We start from the raw sequence: 21162 nt of genomic DNA on the forward strand, positions 1-21162 counted from the left end.
CAGTTATGGTTAAGCACGAAAATAAAGACCCTCTGATGTTGGCGCGCCAACTGCCGAATAAATCCGTCGCCCTGATATTGGCAGGCGGCCGTGGCTCGCGTTTGAAAGATTTAACCTCTACCCGCGCCAAGCCAGCCGTTCACTTCGGTGGCAAGTACCGCATCATCGATTTTGCCATGTCCAATTGCCTGAACTCAGGGATCCGCCGTATGGGGGTGATCACTCAGTATCATTCCCACACGCTGGTGCAGCATATTCAGCGGGGTTGGTCGTTCCTCAACGAAGAGATGAACGAGTTTGTCGATCTGCTGCCTGCCCAGCAGCGCCTCAGCACCGAACACTGGTACAAAGGTACCGCGGATGCGGTCTACCAGAACCTCGACATCATTCGCCGTTATGAAGCGGAATACGTAGTGATCCTGGCAGGCGACCATATTTATAAAATGGACTACTCGCGCATGCTGATCGACCACGTCGAGAAAGGGGCGCAGTGCACGGTGGCCTGTATTCCGGTACCGCGTAAGGAAGCTAGCGAGTTTGGCGTGATGAAGGTGGACGATAACGACCTGATCCTTGAATTCCTGGAAAAACCAGACGATCCGCCGGCCATGCCTGGCAACCCGGAGATGTCACTGGCCAGCATGGGCATCTATATCTTCAACGCCAGCTACCTCTACCAACTGTTGGAAGAGGATATGTCGATCCCTGGCTCCTCCCACGATTTCGGCAAGGATCTGATCCCCAAAATTACCGCGCAGGGTGCTGCCTGGGCACATCCGTTTACTATTTCCTGTGTGGGATGTGGTCCAGATTTACCACCGTATTGGCGTGATGTCGGGACCTTGGAAGCCTACTGGCGCGCCAACCTCGATCTGGCTTCGGTGACGCCTGAGCTGGATATGTACGACCGTTCCTGGCCGATCCGCACCTATATGGAGCCACTGCCGCCAGCCAAATTTGTGCAGGACCGTTCCGGCAGCCACGGCATGACCATGAACTCGCTGGTGGCCGGTGGGTGCATTGTCTCTGGTTCGGTGGTGGTGCACTCGGTACTGTTCTCGAAGGTGCGGGTGAATTCCTTTTGCACCATCGACTCTTCTGTATTACTACCCGATGTCAACGTTGGCCGCTCCTGCCGCCTGCGCCGCTGCATTATCGATCGCGCCTGCCATATTCCAGAAGGCATGGTGATTGGTGAAAACGCCGAGGAAGACAGCAAGCGTTTTTACCGCTCGGAAGAGGGCATCGTGCTGGTGACGCGCGAAATGTTGGCAAAACTGTAGCCATTCCGCCGGAACCTTGGGCGTGGCAAGCCGCGCCCCTTATCTCCGTAAAGACGTTTTTACCGAATTTCAGGAGTGATAATGCAGGTTTTACACGTATGTTCCGAGATGTTCCCACTGCTTAAAACCGGCGGGCTTGCAGACGTGGTTGGCGCATTACCGACGGCGCAGATTGCCGCAGGAGCTGATGTTCGGGTGCTATTACCGGCTTTTCCTGACGTGCGCAACGGTATCCCGGACACGGTACTGGTTGCCGAAATCGACTCTTTTGCCGGGCGCGTAGGGTTGCGTTATGGCACCTATCATGGCGTGGGCGTTTACCTGATCGATGCCCCCTGGCTGTATGACCGGCCGGGCAGCCCGTATCACGATCAGTCGATGTATGCCTACCCGGACAACCACCGCCGTTTTGCCTTGCTGGGCTGGATGGCCTGTGAGCTGGCGAAGGGGTTGGATCATTACTGGCGGCCAAAACTGGTCCATGCCCACGACTGGCATGCTGGCTTGGCCTGCGCTTATCTGGCTGCTAATGGCCACCCGGCACGCTCGATCTTCACCGTACACAATCTGGCCTATCAGGGGTTATTCTCTGCCCACCATATGGCGGAGCTGTGGTTGCCATCGTCATTCTTGAATATCTATGGCCTGGAGTTTTATGGCCAGATGTCATTCCTGAAGGCAGGCCTGTACTACGCCGACCATATCACCGCCGTCAGCCCGACCTATGCGCGTGAAATCACCCAGCCGGAGTTCGGTTACGGGATGGAAGGTTTGCTCCAGGAGCGGCAGCGGCAGGGGAGATTGAGCGGCATTCTCAACGGTGTTGATGACAAGATTTGGGACCCGTCACACGATGCACGCCTGGCGGCGCGCTACGACGCCAATAGCCTGAAAAACAAGGCCAAGAACAAGGTTCATCTGCAAAAAGCCATGGGGCTGCAGGTGGATGCATCGTTGCCGCTGTTTGCGGTGGTCAGCCGTTTGACCAACCAGAAAGGGTTGGATCTGGTGCTGGAAGCCCTGCCAGCCTTGCTGGAACAAGGGGGGCAGTTGGCGGTGCTGGGGGCGGGGGACGCGGTATTGCAGCAGGCTTTCCTGGCCGCGGCGGCCGATTATCCGGAACAGGTCGGCGTGCAGATTGGCTACCACGATGCCTTCTCCCACCGCATTATCGGTGGAGCGGACGTGATCCTGGTGCCCAGCCGCTTTGAGCCTTGCGGGTTAACACAGCTTTATGGCCTGAAATATGGCACGTTGCCGCTGGTGCGCCGCACCGGTGGGTTGGCAGATACGGTGGTGGACTGTGCGCTGGAGAACCTGGCCGACGGCACTGCCAGCGGGTTTATGTTTGATGATTGTGATGCTGTTGCCCTGGGCAATGCCATTCGGCGTGCTCTGGTGCTGTGGAGCAGGCCGAGACATTGGCAACATGTACAACGCCATGCCATGGGGCTGGATTTTGGCTGGCAAGTCGCGGCAAAGGAATACTTGTCGCTCTATCAACGCTTGTTGTAATCACGTACTTGGGATTGAATTACTATGACTTCACCGTTTAGTTACACCTCACCCACGGTCAGTGTCGAAGCGCTGAAACATTCCATCGCCTATAAACTGATGTTTATTGTCGGTAAGGATCCGGCTATTGCCACCCAGCACGACTGGCTTAACGCCGTGCTGTTTGCAGTGCGCGACAGGATGGTGGAACGTTGGTTGCGATCCAATCGCGCCCAGCTTTCGCAAGATGTCCGGCAGGTATATTACCTGTCGATGGAGTTTCTGCTTGGCCGTACGCTGTCGAATGCGCTGTTATCGATGGGGATTTACCAGGATATTGAGGACGCACTCGATGAGATGGGTCTGAACCTGAGTGAACTGCTTGAGGAAGAGAACGATCCTGGCCTGGGCAATGGTGGCCTGGGGCGGTTGGCGGCCTGCTTCCTGGATTCGTTGGCTACGCTGGCGCTGCCTGGCCGGGGTTACGGTATCCGCTACGAATATGGCATGTTCAAGCAGAATATCGTCGATGGCCAACAGATGGAGTCGCCGGATTATTGGCTGGAATACGGCAACCCGTGGGAATTCCCGCGCCACAATACCCGCTATAAAGTGCGTTTTGGTGGCCGCGTACAGCAGGAAGGGGCAAAGGCCCGTTGGGTGGAAACCGAAGAGATTATCGCCATCGCCTACGATCAGGTGATCCCGGGCTTTGATACCGATGCCACCAACACGCTGCGTTTATGGAGTGCTCAGGCCAGTAATGAGATCAACCTGGGCAAGTTCAACCAGGGCGACTATTTTGCCGCCGTGGAAGATAAAAACCACTCCGAGAATGTCTCACGCGTGCTCTATCCCGATGACTCCACCTATTCCGGGCGCGAACTGCGCCTGCGGCAGGAGTACTTCCTGGTTTCAGCCACCACCCAGGACATCCTCAGCCGCCACTGGACGATGCACAAAACCTTCGACAATCTGGCCGACAAGATTGCCATCCACCTCAACGATACCCACCCGGTGTTGTCGATCCCTGAACTGATGCACCTGCTGATTGATGAGCACAAATTCAGCTGGCTGGATGCCTGGGCTGTGGTGGAAAAGGTGTTCTCCTACACCAACCACACCTTGATGAGCGAAGCGCTGGAAACCTGGCCGGTCGATATGCTGGGTAAGATCCTGCCGCGCCACCTGCAGCTGATTTTCGAAATCAACGACCATTTCCTCAAGCAGGTACAGCAAGTGGTGCCGGGCGATAATCAATTGCTGGCACGGGTCTCCATCATTGATGAAACCAACGGGCGCAGGGTGCGGATGGCGTGGTTGGCGGTGGTCGCCAGCCATAAGGTGAATGGCGTCTCGGCTCTGCACTCCGAACTGATGGTACAGTCCCTGTTTGCTGATTTTGCTCGCGTATTCCCCGATCGCTTCTGCAATAAAACCAACGGGGTAACGCCGCGCCGCTGGCTAGGGTTGGCTAACCGGCCGCTATCCAAAGTGCTGGATGACAGCATTGGCCATAACTGGCGTAGCGATCTCAGCCAGCTTGGCGAAATCAAAGCGAATGCAGATTACCCGAGCTTCTTGCAGGCCGTACAGGCTGCCAAACGGCAGAACAAAGAGCGGCTGGCGGCATATGTCGCGAAAAAGCTTAACGTGGTGGTGAATCCCGACGCGTTATTCGACGTACAGATCAAACGGATCCACGAATATAAGCGGCAATTGCTGAACGTATTGCATGTGATCACGCGTTATAACCGTCTGTTGCAGGATCCCGATGCCAAACGCGTACCGCGCGTAGTGATCTTCGCGGGCAAAGCGGCCTCTGCCTACTATGCCGCCAAACAGATCATCCGCTTGATCAACGACGTAGCGAAGGTGATCAACAACGATCCGCGAGTGCATGATGATTTGAAGGTGGTGTTTATCCCTAACTACGGGGTGAGCCTGGCCCAGATGATCATTCCGGCGGCCGATCTCTCCGAGCAGATCTCGCTGGCGGGGACCGAGGCTTCGGGCACCAGTAACATGAAGTTTGCTCTCAACGGTGCCTTGACCATCGGCACGCTGGACGGAGCCAACGTCGAAATGCTGGAACACGTGGGCGAAGAGAATATCTTTATCTTTGGCAATACCGCCGATCAGGTGGAAGCGCTGCGCCGCGATGGGTATAACCCGCGTCAGTATTACGAGCAGGATGCAGAGTTGCATCTGGCTTTGACGCAGATCGCTACCGGAGCGTTCAGCCCCGAAGAGCCCAAGCGTTACAGCAGCCTGTTCGATTCACTGGTCAATCTTGGCGACCACTATCAGCTGTTGGCCGACTACCGCAGCTATGTGGATACGCAGGATCAAGTAGATGAGGTGTATCTCAATCAGGACGACTGGACCAGGCGCGCGATACTCAATATCGCCAACATGGGCTACTTCTCTTCTGACCGCACGATCCAGGAGTACGCGGACGAGATCTGGAATATCAAACCGATAAAGCTGTAATAGCCAAGGGCCGGATCACCGGCCCTTGAATTTAACTTGTTGCGTCCCGTATGCCGTAGGGGCGCTGCATGCTGCGCCCGCCTACTCACACCTCAATCAAGACGCCAATGACAACGCTTTTGGTTTGGCATTTTCTGCCAGCCAGGCTTTCACCCGTGCCTGCTGTTCTTCGCTGAGCCACATCCCCAGTTTGGTACGACGCCACAGGGCATCATCCAGCTCGACAACCCACTCTTTCTCTACCAGATAGCGCAGTTCAGCCTCGTACAGGTCCTGGCCGAAGTCTTCACCCAAATCGCTCAGGCTATTGGCATTGGCCAGGATTATTTCGCTGTGGCTGCCATAGGTACGGGCGTAACGACGAGCCAGAGACTCCGTCATCCAGCCGTGCTGACGGCGTAGTTTGGCGGCATAGCTGTCGCGATCGCCGTCAATATTGCCCCCTGGCAGGGAACCGTTTTTGGTCCACGCCGGACCACAGCCAGGATAGTAGTGAGCCAGCTTCTCCATCGCATGCTCAGCCAGCTTGCGGTAGGTGGTGAGTTTGCCACCGAACACGGAAAGCAGTGGGGCTTTGCCCTGCTCGTCATGCACATCCAGCGTATAGTCGCGGGTCACTGCTTGTGGTGAATCAGATTCATCATCGCACAGCGGGCGCACGCCAGAGTAGGTCCAGACGATGTCATCACGGCCCAGCTGTTTTTTGAAGTGATCGTTATACACCTTCAACAGATAGTTGATTTCGTTATCGTCGATCTTCACGTCTTTCGGATCGCCGTGGTATTCCACGTCGGTAGTGCCGATGATGGAGAACTCGTCCAACCACGGAATGACAAACACGATACGATGGTCTTCGTTCTGCAAGATATAAGACTGTGGCTGATTGTGTGCCCGAGGTACCACGATATGGCTGCCTTTGATCAGGCGGATACCGTAAGGAGACTTGAGCTTCAGGCCATCGTCGAAGAAGTGTTTTACCCATGGGCCGGTAGCGTTCACCAAGCCTTTGGCGCGCCAGGTAAAGGTTTTGCCGCTGTCGACATCGATGGCTTCCACCATCCACAGCCCATTTTCGCGCCAGGCGCGGGTCACTTTGGTGCGGGTGCGCACTTCGCCACCGCGTTCGGCCACGGCTTGGGCATTCAGCACGACCAGGCGCGCATCGTCGACCCAACAGTCAGAATATTCGAAACCGCGCTTTAAGTCCGGCTTCAGGACGGAGTCTGGTCCAAAGCGCAACCCTTTACTGCCCGGCAGGCTGGTGCGTTTGCCCAAATGATCGTACAGGAACAGGCCGATGCGGATCATCCAGGCCGGGCGCAGATGGGGCTGGTGCGGCAGGCGGAAACGCATTGGGAAGGCGATGTGCGGTGCCAGTTTCAGTAGCACTTCACGTTCGGCCAGCGCTTCGCTGACCAGACGAAACTCGTAGTGTTCCAGGTAGCGCAGGCCACCGTGGATCAGTTTTGAACTGGCGGAAGACGTAGCACAGGCCAAGTCTTGCGCTTCCAGTAGCAGAACGGACAGCCCGCGCCCGGCGGCATCGGCTGCGATGCCGGCTCCGTTGATACCGCCACCGATAACGATCAAGTCTTTGGTTTCCACGTTAACTTCCTCCTGGTGTTCGAAATAGCTCTTTTATGTTCGTTTTCGCTCATCATTGTAATCGGAAACCAACAAACAAGCCAAGAGTTAACCAAACAAAAACATTCTTGCGTGATAGAGGTAACAGTTTGGTGATGGTAGGTATACAAATAACAGGGGTATTAGCCCTATGAAAGCTGCGGTGTAAGCCCCTCACCCCAACCCTCTCCCGAAGGGCGAGGGAGCTACAACTGTACTGTGTTTGAGGGCGTGGGCATGTTGACCAGGCAAAAACGGGAGCGTTAAGCCAGTGTGGAGATTAGATGCTGTGGTACTTATATCCCCTTATTCCGAAAGGTTAGGGAGCCGCAGCGGTACTGTGTTTGGGGGCGTTGACATGTTGACCAGGCAAAAACGGGAGCGTTAAGCCAGTGTGGAGGTTAGATGCTGTGGTACGTATATCCCTCTCCTGAAGGGCGAAGGAGTTGCTACGGTGTTGTGTTTGGGGAGAGGCATTTTGACTAGGCCAGAACGGGAACGTTATGCCTGAGTGAAGGTTGGAGGCAGGAGCTGATTTGTGGCACGTATAGTCCCCTCTCCCTTTGGGAGAGGGTTAGGGTGAGGGGTGATCAGCAGAGTTCCAGTTGCACGTCATACTGTTCGATAATCTTCATCACACTGGGTGGCGGAGCCTGATCGGTAAACAGATAGTCGATCAGGTTCATGTTCCCCAGGTTCACCATCGCGTTACGGCCAAACTTGGAATGGTCGGTAACCAACATCACGCAGCGGGAGTTTTCGATAATCGCGCGTTTGGTTCGCACTTCGTGATAGTCGAATTCGAGCAACGAACCATCCATATCGATGCCGCTGATGCCAAGAATGCCGAAATCAAGGCGGAACTGGGAGATAAAGTCCAGCGTGGCTTCGCCCATGATGCCGCCATCGCGGGTTCGGACTTCACCACCGGCCAGGATCAGACGGAAATCCTCCTTGGCGGTGAGCAGGGTGGCCACGTTCAGATTGTTGGTGACGACCCGCAGATTTTTATGGCCCATCAACGCGTGGGCTACCGCTTCCGGCGTGGTGCCGATATCGATAAACAGCGTGGCACCGTCCGGGATCTGGCTGGCCACTCGCTGGGCGATGCGGGCTTTTTCTTCCGACCACATCACCTTGCGATCGTGATAAGCGGTGTTTACCGAACTGGAAGGTAACGCAGCTCCACCGTGATGACGCTGTATTTTGTTCTGATCGGCCAGGTCATTCAAATCACGGCGAATGGTTTGCGGGCTGACGGCAAAGTGTTCCACCAGTTCTTCTGTACTGACATATCCCTGTAAGCGCACTAATTCGATAATTGCGTCATGACGCTGTGTTTGCTTCACGATATTCCCCTAATACACCGATGTGCCTGGTTGCTATTGTTCGTTGTGCGCGCGATGCCGCGTATCCCAGAATGCCATTAATAACCCTATCACTAAACCGGCAACGTGTGCCGCATTGGCGATCGACATTCCTAAAATATCGAAATAACCGGCCACCAGCCAGAGCGCGGAAAAGACCATTAAGCCCCGTGGCAGGTTCAAACCGCGTTCCGGTGCGCGCTCTCCGCTTAGCCAGACATAGCCCATCAGGGCGTAAACGACCCCGGAAAGCCCGCCGAACAGCGCACCGCTGAACAACGACTGCGCCCAACCGCTGAAAAAGGCCGATACTACGGCGATCACAAACAGCTTGCCGGTGCCGAGACGTTTTTCCAGCGGGCCACCAAGATACCACCACCACATCAGGTTAAAGGTAATGTGCAGCAGCGAGAAGTGCAGAAACGCATGGCTGACCCAGCGCCACAGCTGGACATACTGCGAGCTGTTTTGTGGCCAGGAGAGCCAGAACATCACGGTATCATCCCCCAACATCTGCATCAGGATGTAGACCAGAATACACAGGCTCATCACCGTCAGCGTCAGCGGCCCGGCCTTGCTGCGGATGATTTGCAGGTAAGAAAACTGTTGATACTGTAGACCGGCATCGGTGCTGCCCGTTTGCCAGCTGGCGGCCTGATAGCGGCGGTTGAGGGGATCGAGCAGGAACTGTTGCAGTTCGTGTTGCACTTGCTCCAGACGGGCCTCGTCCGCCAGCCAGATTTCGGCTGCATCGCCCGTGGTGCGGACTTCAAGTACAACCCTCTGCGTTGCCATGTAATCGACAAAGGCCTGCGCCAGGCGAGGGTTGGATACGGCGATCACTCGAACCATAGATTTTCCGTCTAAGTAGATGACTTTGGCCACGGGCGAACCCGCCGATGGCATTGGCGGCTGATTATACCGTTGAAATCCTGAGCGCAGGGAAGGGATCTGACAAAAACAGTGCAGAATTCAGCAATTGGCCGCCCAGAAAGGCGGCCCAAAGGGGATTAGGAGGAGGTCTCAACGTCCTGGGGGAACTGGCGGGCCCAGGCTTCAAAGCCGCCATCAATACTGTAAACCGCGTCAAACCCCTGATGCAGCAGATACTGCGCGGCGCTGCGGCTGCTGTTGCCGTGATAGCACATGACCATCACCGGGCGATCGAACTCGTTCTGCTGCATAAATACGGACAGGGTGGCGTTGGTCAGATGAAAAGCGCCTGGCGTATGCCCAGCCTCAAAGCTCTGTGGATCGCGGATATCAACCAGCGCAGCGCTACCGTCTTTCAGGCGTTGGTGTGCCTGCACAACGTCGATCGTTTCAAACTGTTCCATAACTGCAAAATACCGGGTAATGGGATAATGTGTTTATTGTATCCAATTTTTGCAGGTATTAGACCAGAGCAACGGCAGGGTTTTTATAGCCGCCGTCTTTCAAGCTGGCCGCTCTGGCGCATCCATGTGCTTGCGGCATTCGTACATCCCTGTACAGCACAGCGTTGTTACCAGCGATAGCTCACACCCAAGGTGCCGCCGTAATCCTGGTAGCTGTTGGTTCCCATGGTGATCCCGCCCTCAAACCACAGCTGCATGTTGTAAGTGCTAGGCGAATGCAGACCTAGCTTGACCTCAAACAGATTATCCAGGGAGTTGCTCTCTACCCGCGTATCATTAAAGTTGACCGCGTTCTTACCACTGTTATGCCACCAGTTGGTGGCGAGATAGGCGGTAGTATAATCGTCCTGATCGCTGTACCAGCGAATGCCGACGCGTGAGGTGAAGTTTGGCACATCGGCCTGATGAATATAGACGCCCGCCGGATCCTGATGATTATCGGCATCGAAGCGGTTGTAAATAATCTGCAGCTGCGGCTCGATAATCAACTCGAGTGCAGAAAAAGGCTGTAAGGCATAGCCGGTTTCCAGCGAGGCGCTAAAGCCGGTGCTGTCATAACTCTGCTTGCCCTGGGCATAGGTCACACTGTTGTTAAACCAGGCGTATTGCAGCCAGGAATCCACATATGCCCCGGAGTGCTTTTTCTTATCTTGATACCAGGTACTGTAAGCGCCAATAGAATAGCCGTCGACCTTGCCCTCGGATGAGAAGGTGGCATTGTTAGCGCTGCTCTTGGCGTGGCCGTAGCCGGTCATCAGGCCTGCCGTCCACTCTTCTTTGTTGTTGTCCAAAGCCAGCAAATCCCCGCCAAGCATAAAGACCTGACGATCCATATCGACGGGCAAGCCGTTATCGCCCGCGCTCAGATCCTTGCTGTGATAACCCGAAACGCGCATCCAGAGTTGACTGTCGCCTGGCGAGGTCTTTCTTTGGTGCAGGGTATGAGAAAATAGCGTTGATGCGGCAACCTGATTACCCAGAGAAACCCCGGCATCGGGCCGAGAACTATAATCGATAAGGGTACCCGTGCTCGCCATGGCCGGAGAGGTGACCAGATAAATCCCGGCCGCAATGAGTGTTTTCCTGTTTATTGCCACAATCCCAACTCCCTATGGAAATTTGCGGCAATAGTACCCAGATGAAACGATAATGTCATGAAAAAACAGGTGGGTGTTGGATTAACCGCGGGCGATATTGCTCGACATATTTATTTTCTGGATGTATCAGGCTTTATATATGCTCTAAATTATAGGTTACTTATATAAAGGGGGGTAAGGCTCATCCTGGAACAGCTCCCAGGATGACAAAATTAAACGAGCTATCCCCCACGGATCTGCCTTTAAAACTACGCGCCATAACCCATCATTTTCAGCAACTGCTGCGCCTGCTGCACTGCCTCCTGGCGATGTGCGACCCCCAGTTTCTGATATAAATTACGGATGTGGGTTTTGATGGTGGTGGCCGCCACGGCCAGCTCCCCGGCGATCTGATCGTTGCTGTAACCGGAGTAAATCAGGCCCAGCACCTGCCATTCACGCTGTGTCAGCGGGCTGGTGCGGATCAGCTCCGGTACTTGTGGGTGAGTGAGCAGCTTGTCGACGAAGTTCTCGTCAAAATGGGCGAACTTGTGCCGATGATGCTGGTTGATATCGCGCAGAATGCGCTGGGCGCGATGCTGTTCCATCTCTGGCAGCGTGTTGAGCTGGATCAACTGACGCAATTGCTGCGCCATAGGCTCCCCCTCGATCACAAAGTGGCTGATAAATCCGGTGCGGTTGGCCAGCGAGAGCGACTCTATCAGCACGCGCTGGGCATCCACTTTACGGTCCATCTGCCAGTAGAGTTGATTACTGAGCAGCAGGTTACGGTTGAGATCGCTCACCAATCGCAGGCGGCGGGCATTTTCGTTCAGTTCGTCCAACACCACTTCGGCTTCTTCGTACTGGCCGAGCAGGATCTGCACGCGGGCGATATTACGCCATTGCCCCTGCATAAAGTGGTTGTTGGCCATCCCCGGTTTTTCGGTATGGCGCAGCCAATTGGCCGCTGCGGTGGTATCACCGGTCATCTGCCAGTGGATCACCCTTGGTTTATCGGCATTGGTCAGCCAGTCTCGGTGGTACTGTGAGCCATGCAGCAGGACTTCGCTGCGCAGCAGGTGAGCATTGGCATTATCCAGATCGCCACGCGCCAGCGAGCATTTAGCCAACATCGCCAGGCATTGCAACTGCTGCTGTGGCTGGTAGTTAGCCAACACCTTCAGTCCTTCACGTGCCGCTTCTTCGGCTTCGTCCAACCGTGACCACGACCACAGCACCTGTGAGCGAATGCGCAGCAGGAATTCGTGCATCGGTAACTGCTCGAGATGCTGTTCACGCACCAGTTCGAAGGCTTTATCCTGGGTTTCATAGGCGGCTTGCAGGAACCCTTGCGCGATCAGGATTTCGCTCTGCTGCAACAGTGCCCACAGCGCATAGTGGTAAGCCTGATGGCGGCGAGCCATCTGTTCGGTCTGCTGCATCATGGGCAGCGCACGTGCCAGTTCCCCCTTGCAGTGGTGAACCTCACCGGTGACGGAGGTGGCCACGATGCGGCTGTAATAGCTGGATAGCGGCAGGAATTTCAGCGCCTCGGTGGCCAGGCGTTCGGCCTCTTCCGGTTTACCGGCGTTGATCGCCACCTGAGCACGCAGCGCGTCAAATTCGGCATGCAGAGTCTGGTCAATAACGATCTTTTGCTGGAGCATGGCCTGTTCGGCGCGTTCCAACTGGGTGTTCACTTCGCTGTAACGGTGCTGGCTTTGTGCCAGCCAGGCTTGCAGCAGCGCCAGTTTCGGGTTCTGGATCAGCCGTTCGTACGGCAGGGCATTCAGACACTCCTCCAGCAAGGCCAGTTCGCTGTGATGGAACAACGACCAGGCATGTTGCAGCAGGATATCGCGCAGCATATTGACATCGCTGGCTGCCAACGCATGGTGAATGGCTTCCGCCGGGTATCCGAGCGCCAGCCAACCTTCCGCCGCTGCATGGTGCAGGCCGGGCAGTTCCAGCGCCAATTCCCACTGGCAACGCTGGCGCAGGAACGAGGCAAACAGCGGATGGAAACAGAACCACTCGCCGGTGTCGTCCATGCGGTGAATAAACAGGCCCTGGCGCTCAAGCTCTTCCAGGCGCTGCTGGCCGTTGTCTTCCCCGGTCAGGCGAACGATTAACGCGTCGTTCATCGAACGCAGTACCGAGCAGCGCAACAGGAACGCGCGGGCATCGGCATCGACGCGATCGAGCACCTCATCCACCAGATAATCGGACAGGTGGCTGGCGTTCAGCCCGGCCAGACGTTTGGCCGATTGCTGAGCGGAAGAGGTGGATTGGCGGGCGGAGAGAGCGATTAGCTGCAAGGCGGTTGCCCAGCCTTCCACTTCGTCACACAGACGGCTGCTGTCATTGTGCTCCAGTGGGGAGGTGAGGCGGCAGTCAAAGAACTGTTTTGCCTCCTGATGATTAAAGGCCAATTGGCGCGTGCTCAGCTCTAACAACTGATCGCGTACGCGAAGATTGGCAATCCCCAGGGGAGGCAGGGTGCGGGAAAGGATTAGCAGCGTCAGATTTTCCGGCTGGTGGCGCAGGAAGAAACGCATCGCTTCATGGATCTGGTCATTGCTGATCAGGTGGTAATCGTCGATCACCAGGTACAGCGGTTGGTGCCAGTCGGACAGCTCGATAAACAGCTGGGCAAACAGCGCCGAAAGGTTGGCGTATTGGTGTTTCTGGCTTAATGCCTCGCTTTTCACACAATGGCCAGCGGTAGCCTGTTGCAGCGCGGCGATCAGATAGCTGGCGAAGCGCTCTGGCTGGTTGTCGCTTTCGTCCAGGGAGTACCATCCCAGATCCGATTTGCCTGCGGCCCATTGTGCTACCAGCGTTGTCTTACCGTATCCTGCCGGGCAATTGACCAATGTCAGGCGATAGTTCGCCGCACCGGCCAACTTCGCCAGCAGACGATCGCGAACCACGGTATTTTGCAGCCGTACCGGACGGCTCAGTTTTGATGGGATCAGCATAATATTCCAGATGTAAAGTGCGGTTCCCGCCGCCGAAGGACTGCCCGAAGTCATTTATTGCACCGTGTTCCTGCCTCGGGACCGGGTTGAATTAATTATTTTGTAGCTCGTAATTAATCTCCCTCTTTAACTTCGAACATCGTCAACGGTAATGCAACAAGCTTGCGCTTTGGCTTGAAGTTAAATTGCTATTGATCACACTTTTTTATGTTTCCCCCCGGTTCCGCGCTAACTGTGCTTTACACCACGCTTGATTACCCCCAGAAATTACCCTGGTTTTTCGGCTATTTGTGGACGAGTACAAAACTTCATCAGCTCACATAACTGTGCTAACGTCGTGAGGTTTGCCGTCGATTTTATGCTCACCGGTGATATCGATGGGCTTTCATTACCGCATGCAAGGAGGGCTTAAAAAGTGCCTGAGATCACAGTTTCAGCTACGCCCCAATCCTCCTCCCCAGCTAATCCCCAGGCGGGATGATGCCATTGCGGGTTCTCCCCGGCACGATAGTGAAAAAATTGGCCCATTTACTACCCAATGGAACTCAAGTTGCCGCTTGAAAGACGACGGGTACACCGGATAGAGAGTTTTACCTATGTCACAGCCTATGCTCAAAAAGGACGTTTTTCTGGCTGCACTGACTCGTCAGTGGCAGCGTTTTGGCCTCAGCTCCGCACAGCAGATGACTCAGCATCAATGGTGGGAGGCCGTGAGTGCCGCTCTCGCCGAACAGCTGGCCGCGCAACCTGCGCCGCGTAAAAGCAGCAAGTCGTTGCGCCATGTGAACTACATCTCGATGGAATTCCTGATTGGCCGCCTGACCGCCAACAACCTGATCAACCTCGGCTGGTATGACACCGTTGAGGCGGCGTTGGCAGAGCAGGACGTCAAGCTGGCAGATCTGTTGGAGCAGGAAACCGATCCGGCGTTGGGTAACGGCGGCCTGGGGCGTTTAGCCGCCTGTTTCCTGGACTCGATGGCCACGGTGGAGCAACCGGCTACCGGCTATGGGCTGAACTATCAATACGGGCTGTTCCGTCAGTCATTCAAAGAGGGCCATCAGCAAGAGGCACCGGATAACTGGCAGCGCGAGAGTTACCCGTGGTTCCGCCATAATGCGGCGTTGGCGGTGGATGTCGGGATTGGCGGCAAGATAGAGAAACTGGCCGATGGCCGCGAGCTGTGGCACCCGGAGTTTACTCTGCGTGGGGAAGCCTGGGATCTGCCGGTGCTGGGCTTCCGTAACGGTGTCACCCAGCCGCTGCGCCTATGGCAGGCAACGCATGCTCATCCATTCGATCTGGGGGATTTCAACGACGGCAAATTCCTGCAGGCGGAAAAGCAGGGCGTAGAAGCCGCCAAGCTGACCAAGGTGCTCTATCCGAATGACAACCATCAGGCTGGCAAACGCCTGCGCCTGATGCAGCAGTACTTCCAGTGTGCCTGCTCGGTGGCCGATATTCTGCGTAAACACCATCAGGCCGGGCGCAAGATTGAAGAGTTGCCGAAGTACGAAGTGATCCAGCTCAACGATACCCACCCAACCATCGCCATTCCAGAGCTGCTGCGTATCCTGCTCGATGAGCACCAACTGGATTGGGATGCGGCCTGGGCGATCACCAGCAAGACCTTTGCCTATACCAACCACACCTTGATGCCGGAAGCCTTGGAGTGCTGGGATGAGAAACTGGTCCGCAGCCTGCTGCCGCGTCACTTCTCTATCATCAAGCAGATCAACGCCAACTTTAAGCAACTGGTAGACCAACACTGGCCGGGCGATGAGGCGGTGTGGGCCAAGCTGGCGGTGCACCACAACAAGCAGGTGCGCATGGCCAACCTGTGCGTGGTCAGCGGTTTTGCGGTGAACGGTGTGGCCCAGTTGCACTCGGACCTGGTGGTAAAAGACCTGTTCCCGGAATATCACCAGCTGTGGCCGAACAAATTCCACAACGTCACCAACGGCATTACGCCACGCCGCTGGCTCAAGCAGTGTAACCCGGCGCTGTCAGGTCTGATCGACACCACCCTGAAAGTGGAGTGGGCCAACGATCTCGATGCGCTGAAGGGGCTGGAAAAATATGCCGAAGACGCCGCATTCCGCGAAAAGTATCAGCAGATCAAGCGCGATAACAAGGTGATCCTGGCCAACTACGTGCACAGTGTAATGGGGCTGACGCTCAATCCAGACGCGATCTTCGACGTGCAGATCAAGCGCCTGCACGAGTACAAGCGCCAGCATCTGAACCTGCTGCACATTCTTTCGCTGTATCGCCAGCTGCGGGATAACCCGGATCTGGACATGGTGCCACGCGTGTTCCTGTTTGGTGCCAAAGCCGCGCCGGGCTACTACCTGGCGAAGAACATTATCTATGCGATCAACCAGGCCGCAGAGAAGATCAATAACGATCCGATCGTCAAGGATCGCCTGAAAGTAGTCTTTATCCCGGATTACCGCGTTTCCGTCGCTGAACTGATGATCCCGGCGGCGGATATTTCCGAGCAGATCTCCACTGCGGGTAAAGAAGCTTCGGGCACCGGAAATATGAAGTTGGCGCTGAACGGCGCATTGACCGTTGGCACGCTGGACGGAGCCAACGTCGAGATCGCCGAACAGGTTGGCGAGGACAACATCTTTATCTTCGGCAACACGGTGGAGCAGGTGAAAGCGCTGTTGGCCAAGGGTTATGATCCGCTGAGTTATCGCAAGAAAGACAAACACCTGAAGGCGATCCTGGACGAACTGGCCAGCGGCTTATTCAGCCATGGGGACAAGCACGCTTTTGATATGATGCTGCATAGCCTGTTAGAAGGCGGCGATCCGTATCTGGTGCTGGCGGACTTTGCTTCCTACTGTGAAGCTCAACGGCAGGTAGACAAGCTGTATCGTGACCGCGACGAATGGACGCGCCGCACTATCCTTAACACCGCGCGCGTAGGCATGTTCAGCTCGGATCGTTCGATCCGTGACTATCAGCAACGCATTTGGCAAGCCAAGCGTTAAGGAGTGCGAATGAGTAAAGGTATCGATCAGTTAGCAGCCCAGGCTGGGATTGCTGCCGATTACATCAATGCCCACGGCCAGCAGCAGGCGATTTTGCCGGAAACCAAACGCAAGCTGTTGGCGGCGATGAACCCCGCGTCGTTGCAGCCGTCAACGGCTCCCTTGCCGCTGGTTAAAGTCTTTTATCACGGCAACCCGGTGGCACTGCCGCTGGGAGGGGACGGCGAGTTTCACTGGGTATTACAGCGTGAGGATGGTAGCCAGCAAGAAGGCCGTGCGAGTGCACATAAAACGCTGACCCTGCCGGGCAAATTGCCGCTCGGCTATCACCAACTCACTTTGACGCAGGGGGCGCAGCAATGGGCCTGTCGGCTGATTGTCGCCCCCAAGCGTTGCTACGAACCGGATGCATTGTTGACCGGCAAGAAGCTGTGGGGAGCCTGCGTGCAGCTCTACACGCTGCGTTCCGAGCGTAACTGGGGTATTGGAGATTTTGGCGATCTGCGGGCGATGGTCGGCGAAGTGGGCGAGCGCGGTGGGGCATTTATCGGGCTCAACCCGATCCATGCGCTGTATCCGGCCAGCCCGGAAAGCGCCAGCCCTTATAGCCCGTCTTCACGCCGCTGGTTGAACGTGGTGTATATCGACGTCAACGTGGTGGAGGATTTCCAGCTCAGCCAGGCTGCGCAAAAATGGTGGCAGAAGGCTGCGACGCAGAAGCTGTTGACCAAAGCGCGTAGTAGTGAGCTGGTGGACTACAGCACGGTAACGCAGTTGAAGCTGGCGGCGTTGAAGCTGGCTTTCCCGCATTTCCAGGCCCGCAAGCCGCAGGATGCGCTGAAGCAGGAATTTGAACGCTTCGTCGGCGAAGGGGGCAGCAGCCTGTATCAGCAGGCAACGTTCGACGCGTTACATGCTCATCTCAGTGCCAAAGACAGCACTATGTGGGGATGGCCAGCCTGGCCGGAGGAATATCAGCAGGGCAATAGCCCGGCAGTGGAAACCTTCTGTAAGCAGCATGAGGATGAGATTACCTTCTACCTGTGGCTGCAATGGTTGGCGGCCAGCCAGTTTGCCAAGTGCTTCGGCCAAAGCCAGCAGTGCCAGATGCCGATTGGTCTGTACCGCGATCTGGCGGTCGGGGTGGCAGAGGGCGGGGCGGAAACCTGGTGTGAGCGCGAGCTGTATTGTATGCAAGCCTCGGTGGGGGCTCCGCCGGATATTCTCGGGCCGCTGGGGCAAAACTGGGGTCTGCCGCCGATGGATCCGCATGTGATGGTGGCGCGGGGTTATCAGCCGTTTATCGATTTGCTGCGGGCCAATATGACCAGCTGTGGTGCCTTGCGTATCGATCACGTAATGGCGATGCTGCGTTTATGGTGGATCCCTTATGGTGAAACGGCCGATCACGGCGCCTATGTGAAATACCCGGTTGACGATCTGCTGGCGCTGTTGGCCTTGGAGAGTCAACGCCATCGCTGCATGGTGATTGGGGAGGATTTAGGGACCGTGCCGGTGGAGATCGTCGGCAAACTGCGTGATAGCGGCGTCTATTCCTATAAAGTGCTGTATTTTGAGCACGATGCGGAGAAGCAGTTCCGTGCGCCGCAGTCTTATCCGGTGCAGGCAATGGCGACCATTACCACCCACGATCTGCCAACGCTGCGTGGCTATTGGCAAAGCGGCGACCTGACGCTCGGCAAGCAACTGGGGTTATACCCAGATGCGGAAGTGCTCAAAGAGCTGTTTGCCGATCGTGAACGGGCCAAGCAGGGGTTACTGGACGGGCTGCATCGCTACGGCTGCGTACCGCAAAAGGTCGGCAAGAAAGCCTCGCTATTGGGTATGAGCCCGTTGCTGAATCGGGGTTTGCAACGCTATGTGGCAGACAGCGCCAGCGCGTTGCTGGGCCTGCAACCGGAAGACTGGCTGGATATGGCGGAACCGGTGAATATTCCCGGCACCAGCGATCAGTACCCGAACTGGCGGCGTAAACTGAGCCACACCTTGGAAGCGATGTTTGATGATGCAGAGGTCAACCGTTTATTGAAGGATTTGGATAAGCGACGCAGAAAGGTTTCGGTAGGCTAAATGCATCGGGGGCGGTTTACCGACCCCGATGGAGACAGGCAGGGCGCAGAACGGAATTGCGCCCTGATATTTATCAGTAGTAAGAGTGTTCGCCGCGTTGGTGCTCGGTGAGATCGCGCACGCCTTTCAGTTCCGGGAACTTTTGCAGCAGTTCTTTCTCGATCCCTTCCTTCAGCGTGACGTCGACCATTGAACAACCGTTGCAACCGCCGCCGAACTGCAGGATGGCCAGCGCGTCGTCGGTGATTTCCATCAGTGTCACGCGGCCACCGTGGCCAGCCAACTGCGGGTTGATCTGCGATTGCAGCACGTATTCTACGCGCTCCATCAGTGGCGCATCGTCGTCCACTTTGCGCATTTTGGCGTTCGGCGCTTTCAGCGTCAGCTGGGAGCCGAGCTGATCGGTGACGAAGTCGATTTCGGCGTCGTCCAGATAAGGCGCGCTCAGCTCATCGACGTAAGCGGACAGCTTTTCGAACTTGAGTTCGGTATCTGTCGCTTCCACCGCGTCTGGCGGGCAATAAGAGACACCGCATTCGGCCGTCGGCGTACCCGGATTGATCACGAATACGCGGATTTGGGTGCCTTCTTCTTGGCTTGCCAACAGCTTGGCAAAGTGTTCCTGTGCAGCATCTGTTATACGGATCATAGCATTAGCTCAATAGTTGACTTCTATAGTAGGTTATAATACGCCCATTGCCGCGGTACTACAACGTGCGGCAAACGCACCAAATCTGCAACGATGCGACGCCCTGCTGCTGTAATAGTGTAGCGATTTCTGCCATGGTGCTGCCAGTGGTAACCACATCATCCAGCAGTGCCACATGCTTTCCTGACAGGTTCTCATCACAACGGAAAGCACCACGCAGATTACGCCGCCGCAGGCGAGCTATCAATTGCTGTTGTGGCACGGTTGCCCTGACGCGGCGTAATGCCGCAGGGCGATATTCGCAGCCCAACCAGCGGGCTAGTGGCCGGGCTAGCAGATCGCTTTGGTTATAGCCGCGCCGCCAGCAGCGTTTATCCTGCAAGGGTACCGCTAAAATCACCTCCGGTCTGTTCAGATGTTGCTCTCGGTGCGCTTGCAGCCAGTGCAGCAGGATCAAACGAGCCAGAGTGGGGGCCAGTGCGGGTGTCTGCTGGAATTTGAAATTTTTCACCAGGGTGCTGATGGGCGGGCGATAATCCGAGACAAATACCAAGGCTTGCCAAGGAGGCTGTTTTTGCAGACATCGCCCGCAAGGCTGATGGGGATCGCCACTGGGCAAGCCGCAAACGGGGCAGCAACAAGGCTTGGCGGGCAGCGTAAGCAGGCAGTAGCTGCAGATGCCCTGTTGCATCAGCCGTAATGGTTGCCGGCATAGCCAACAACGGCTGTGGATTGGTAGCATGGTCTCCTCCCCCTTTTAGTACTCTATGAATTTTGAGTTGTGTAAAACGTGACAGCTTGAAGGTGACGAGTAAGGACAATAACTGATGACAGAGTTGTATTGGCAAACCCTTGGTGAAGGCGATCGCGATCTTGTGCTGCTGCACGGATGGGGATTGAATGCCGAGGTCTGGGGTTGCACGTTGCAGCGATTGGCTCCGCATTTTCGCCTACACCTGGTGGACTTGCCTGGCTATGGCCGCAGCCAGGGCTATGGGGCCGTCTCGTTAACGGAGATGGCGGAGATACTGCTGGCTGCCGCACCCAGGCAGGCTTATTGGCTGGGGTGGTCCCTGGGTGGACTGGTCGCCGGGCAGATTGCCCTTATGCAGCCTGAGCGGGTAACCGGGCTGATCACCGTGGCCTCTTCGCCCTGCTTTACGGCCCACGATCCGTGGCCGGGGATCCGCCCTGAGGTGCTCAGTGGCTTCCAGCAGCAGCTCAGCCATGATTTCCAGCGCACCGTGGAACGCTTCCTGGCGTTGCAAACGCTGGGCACGGAAAGCGCTCGTCAGGATGCGCGCCAGTTGAAAACCGTGGTGCTCAATCAGCCGATGCCGTGCGTTGAGGTGCTTAACGGGGGGCTGGAGATGCTGCGTACGGTGGATCAACGCCAATCATTAGCGACACTCTTGATGCCGGTACTGCGTATTTATGGTTATCTCGACGGACTGGTGCCGCGCAAAGTGGCTAGCCTGCTGGATGAGTTGTGGCCAAACTCCACCTCGGAGGTGATCGCCAAAGCGGCCCATGCGCCGTTTATCTCTCACCCCGAAGCATTCGCTAACATTATTAATCAATTTGTCGCAACCGAGTAAGGACGCGGCCTGACGGCGATATCTTATTGATTACTTATTATAAAGGCACAAAACAGCGGTAAAACTTTAGCCAATAAGTGGATAAAAACTAAACCTGTTCGATAC

Annotated in this window: 14 protein-coding genes; 6 read left to right on the forward strand and 8 right to left on the reverse strand. The window is 56.0% G+C overall.

What is annotated here, in order from left to right:
- Positions 1 to 5 precede the first annotated feature (5 nt).
- The 3 genes from glgC to glgP all read left to right on the forward strand — a co-directional run bounded on the left by glgC (position 6) and on the right by glgP (position 5270).
- Positions 6 to 1283, forward strand: a complete 1278-nt coding sequence (glgC, locus tag ABIE29_RS15705; protein ID WP_429619670.1) for a glucose-1-phosphate adenylyltransferase — start codon at positions 6 to 8, stop codon at positions 1281 to 1283.
- A gap of 81 nt (positions 1284 to 1364) precedes the next feature.
- The gene (gene glgA / locus ABIE29_RS15710) at positions 1365 to 2798 is read left to right on the forward strand and encodes a glycogen synthase GlgA (protein ID WP_429619671.1); all 1434 of its coding nucleotides are present in this window, start codon (positions 1365 to 1367) and stop codon (positions 2796 to 2798) included.
- A gap of 24 nt (positions 2799 to 2822) precedes the next feature.
- A complete protein-coding gene (glgP, locus tag ABIE29_RS15715; RefSeq protein WP_429619672.1) occupies positions 2823 to 5270 on the forward strand; it encodes a glycogen phosphorylase in 2448 nt (815 codons plus the stop codon).
- A 96-nt stretch (positions 5271 to 5366) separates the two neighbouring features.
- On the opposite strand, the gene glpD is transcribed toward glgP, so the two are convergent.
- The 6 genes from glpD to malT all read right to left on the reverse strand — a co-directional run bounded on the left by glpD (position 5367) and on the right by malT (position 13717).
- Complete coding sequence (gene glpD, locus ABIE29_RS15720) at positions 5367 to 6875, reverse strand: glycerol-3-phosphate dehydrogenase (protein WP_429619673.1); 1509 nt, start codon at positions 6873 to 6875, stop codon at positions 5367 to 5369.
- A 608-nt stretch (positions 6876 to 7483) separates the two neighbouring features.
- A complete protein-coding gene (locus tag ABIE29_RS15725; RefSeq protein WP_021181740.1) occupies positions 7484 to 8242 on the reverse strand; it encodes a DeoR/GlpR family transcriptional regulator in 759 nt (252 codons plus the stop codon).
- A gap of 33 nt (positions 8243 to 8275) precedes the next feature.
- Positions 8276 to 9112: a rhomboid family intramembrane serine protease GlpG gene (gene glpG / locus ABIE29_RS15730; RefSeq protein ID WP_429619674.1), complete on the reverse strand. Its 837-nt coding sequence runs from the start codon at positions 9110 to 9112 to the stop codon at positions 8276 to 8278.
- Positions 9113 to 9270: 158 nt separating this feature from the next.
- Positions 9271 to 9597 (reverse strand): thiosulfate sulfurtransferase GlpE, encoded by a 327-nt coding sequence (glpE, locus tag ABIE29_RS15735; RefSeq protein ID WP_429619675.1) that lies wholly within the window; start codon positions 9595 to 9597, stop codon positions 9271 to 9273.
- A gap of 167 nt (positions 9598 to 9764) precedes the next feature.
- Positions 9765 to 10754, reverse strand: coding sequence for an autotransporter outer membrane beta-barrel domain-containing protein (locus ABIE29_RS15740; RefSeq protein ID WP_429619676.1), 990 nt, complete (start codon positions 10752 to 10754; stop codon positions 9765 to 9767).
- Between the two features lie 248 nt (positions 10755 to 11002).
- Positions 11003 to 13717: an HTH-type transcriptional regulator MalT gene (gene malT, locus ABIE29_RS15745; protein ID WP_429619759.1), complete on the reverse strand. Its 2715-nt coding sequence runs from the start codon at positions 13715 to 13717 to the stop codon at positions 11003 to 11005.
- Between the two features lie 596 nt (positions 13718 to 14313).
- On the opposite strand from malT, the gene malP reads away from it, so the two are divergent.
- Together malP and malQ are read left to right on the forward strand one after the other, a co-directional pair.
- Positions 14314 to 16719: a maltodextrin phosphorylase gene (malP, locus tag ABIE29_RS15750; RefSeq protein WP_429619677.1), complete on the forward strand. Its 2406-nt coding sequence runs from the start codon at positions 14314 to 14316 to the stop codon at positions 16717 to 16719.
- Positions 16720 to 16728: 9 nt separating this feature from the next.
- The gene (malQ, locus tag ABIE29_RS15755) at positions 16729 to 18810 is read left to right on the forward strand and encodes a 4-alpha-glucanotransferase (protein ID WP_429619678.1); all 2082 of its coding nucleotides are present in this window, start codon (positions 16729 to 16731) and stop codon (positions 18808 to 18810) included.
- A 73-nt stretch (positions 18811 to 18883) separates the two neighbouring features.
- Here malQ and nfuA read toward each other — a convergent pair whose 3' ends face one another.
- Together nfuA and gntX are read right to left on the reverse strand one after the other, a co-directional pair.
- Positions 18884 to 19459: a Fe-S biogenesis protein NfuA gene (nfuA, locus tag ABIE29_RS15760; protein ID WP_065684007.1), complete on the reverse strand. Its 576-nt coding sequence runs from the start codon at positions 19457 to 19459 to the stop codon at positions 18884 to 18886.
- A 58-nt stretch (positions 19460 to 19517) separates the two neighbouring features.
- Positions 19518 to 20201 carry a DNA utilization protein GntX gene (gntX, locus tag ABIE29_RS15765; RefSeq protein ID WP_429619679.1) on the reverse strand — a complete coding sequence of 228 codons (684 nt, stop codon included), beginning with the start codon at positions 20199 to 20201 and terminating at the stop codon, positions 19518 to 19520.
- 85 nt (positions 20202 to 20286) lie between these two features.
- Here gntX and bioH point away from each other — a divergent pair, with 85 nt between their 5' ends.
- Complete coding sequence (gene bioH, locus ABIE29_RS15770; RefSeq protein ID WP_429619680.1) at positions 20287 to 21057, forward strand: pimeloyl-ACP methyl ester esterase BioH; 771 nt, start codon at positions 20287 to 20289, stop codon at positions 21055 to 21057.
- The last annotated feature ends 105 nt before the right edge of the window (positions 21058 to 21162 follow it).

Origin of the sequence: Serratia sp. 2723, assembly GCF_050434425.1 — a bacterium.
GTDB lineage: Bacteria > Pseudomonadota > Gammaproteobacteria > Enterobacterales > Enterobacteriaceae > Chania.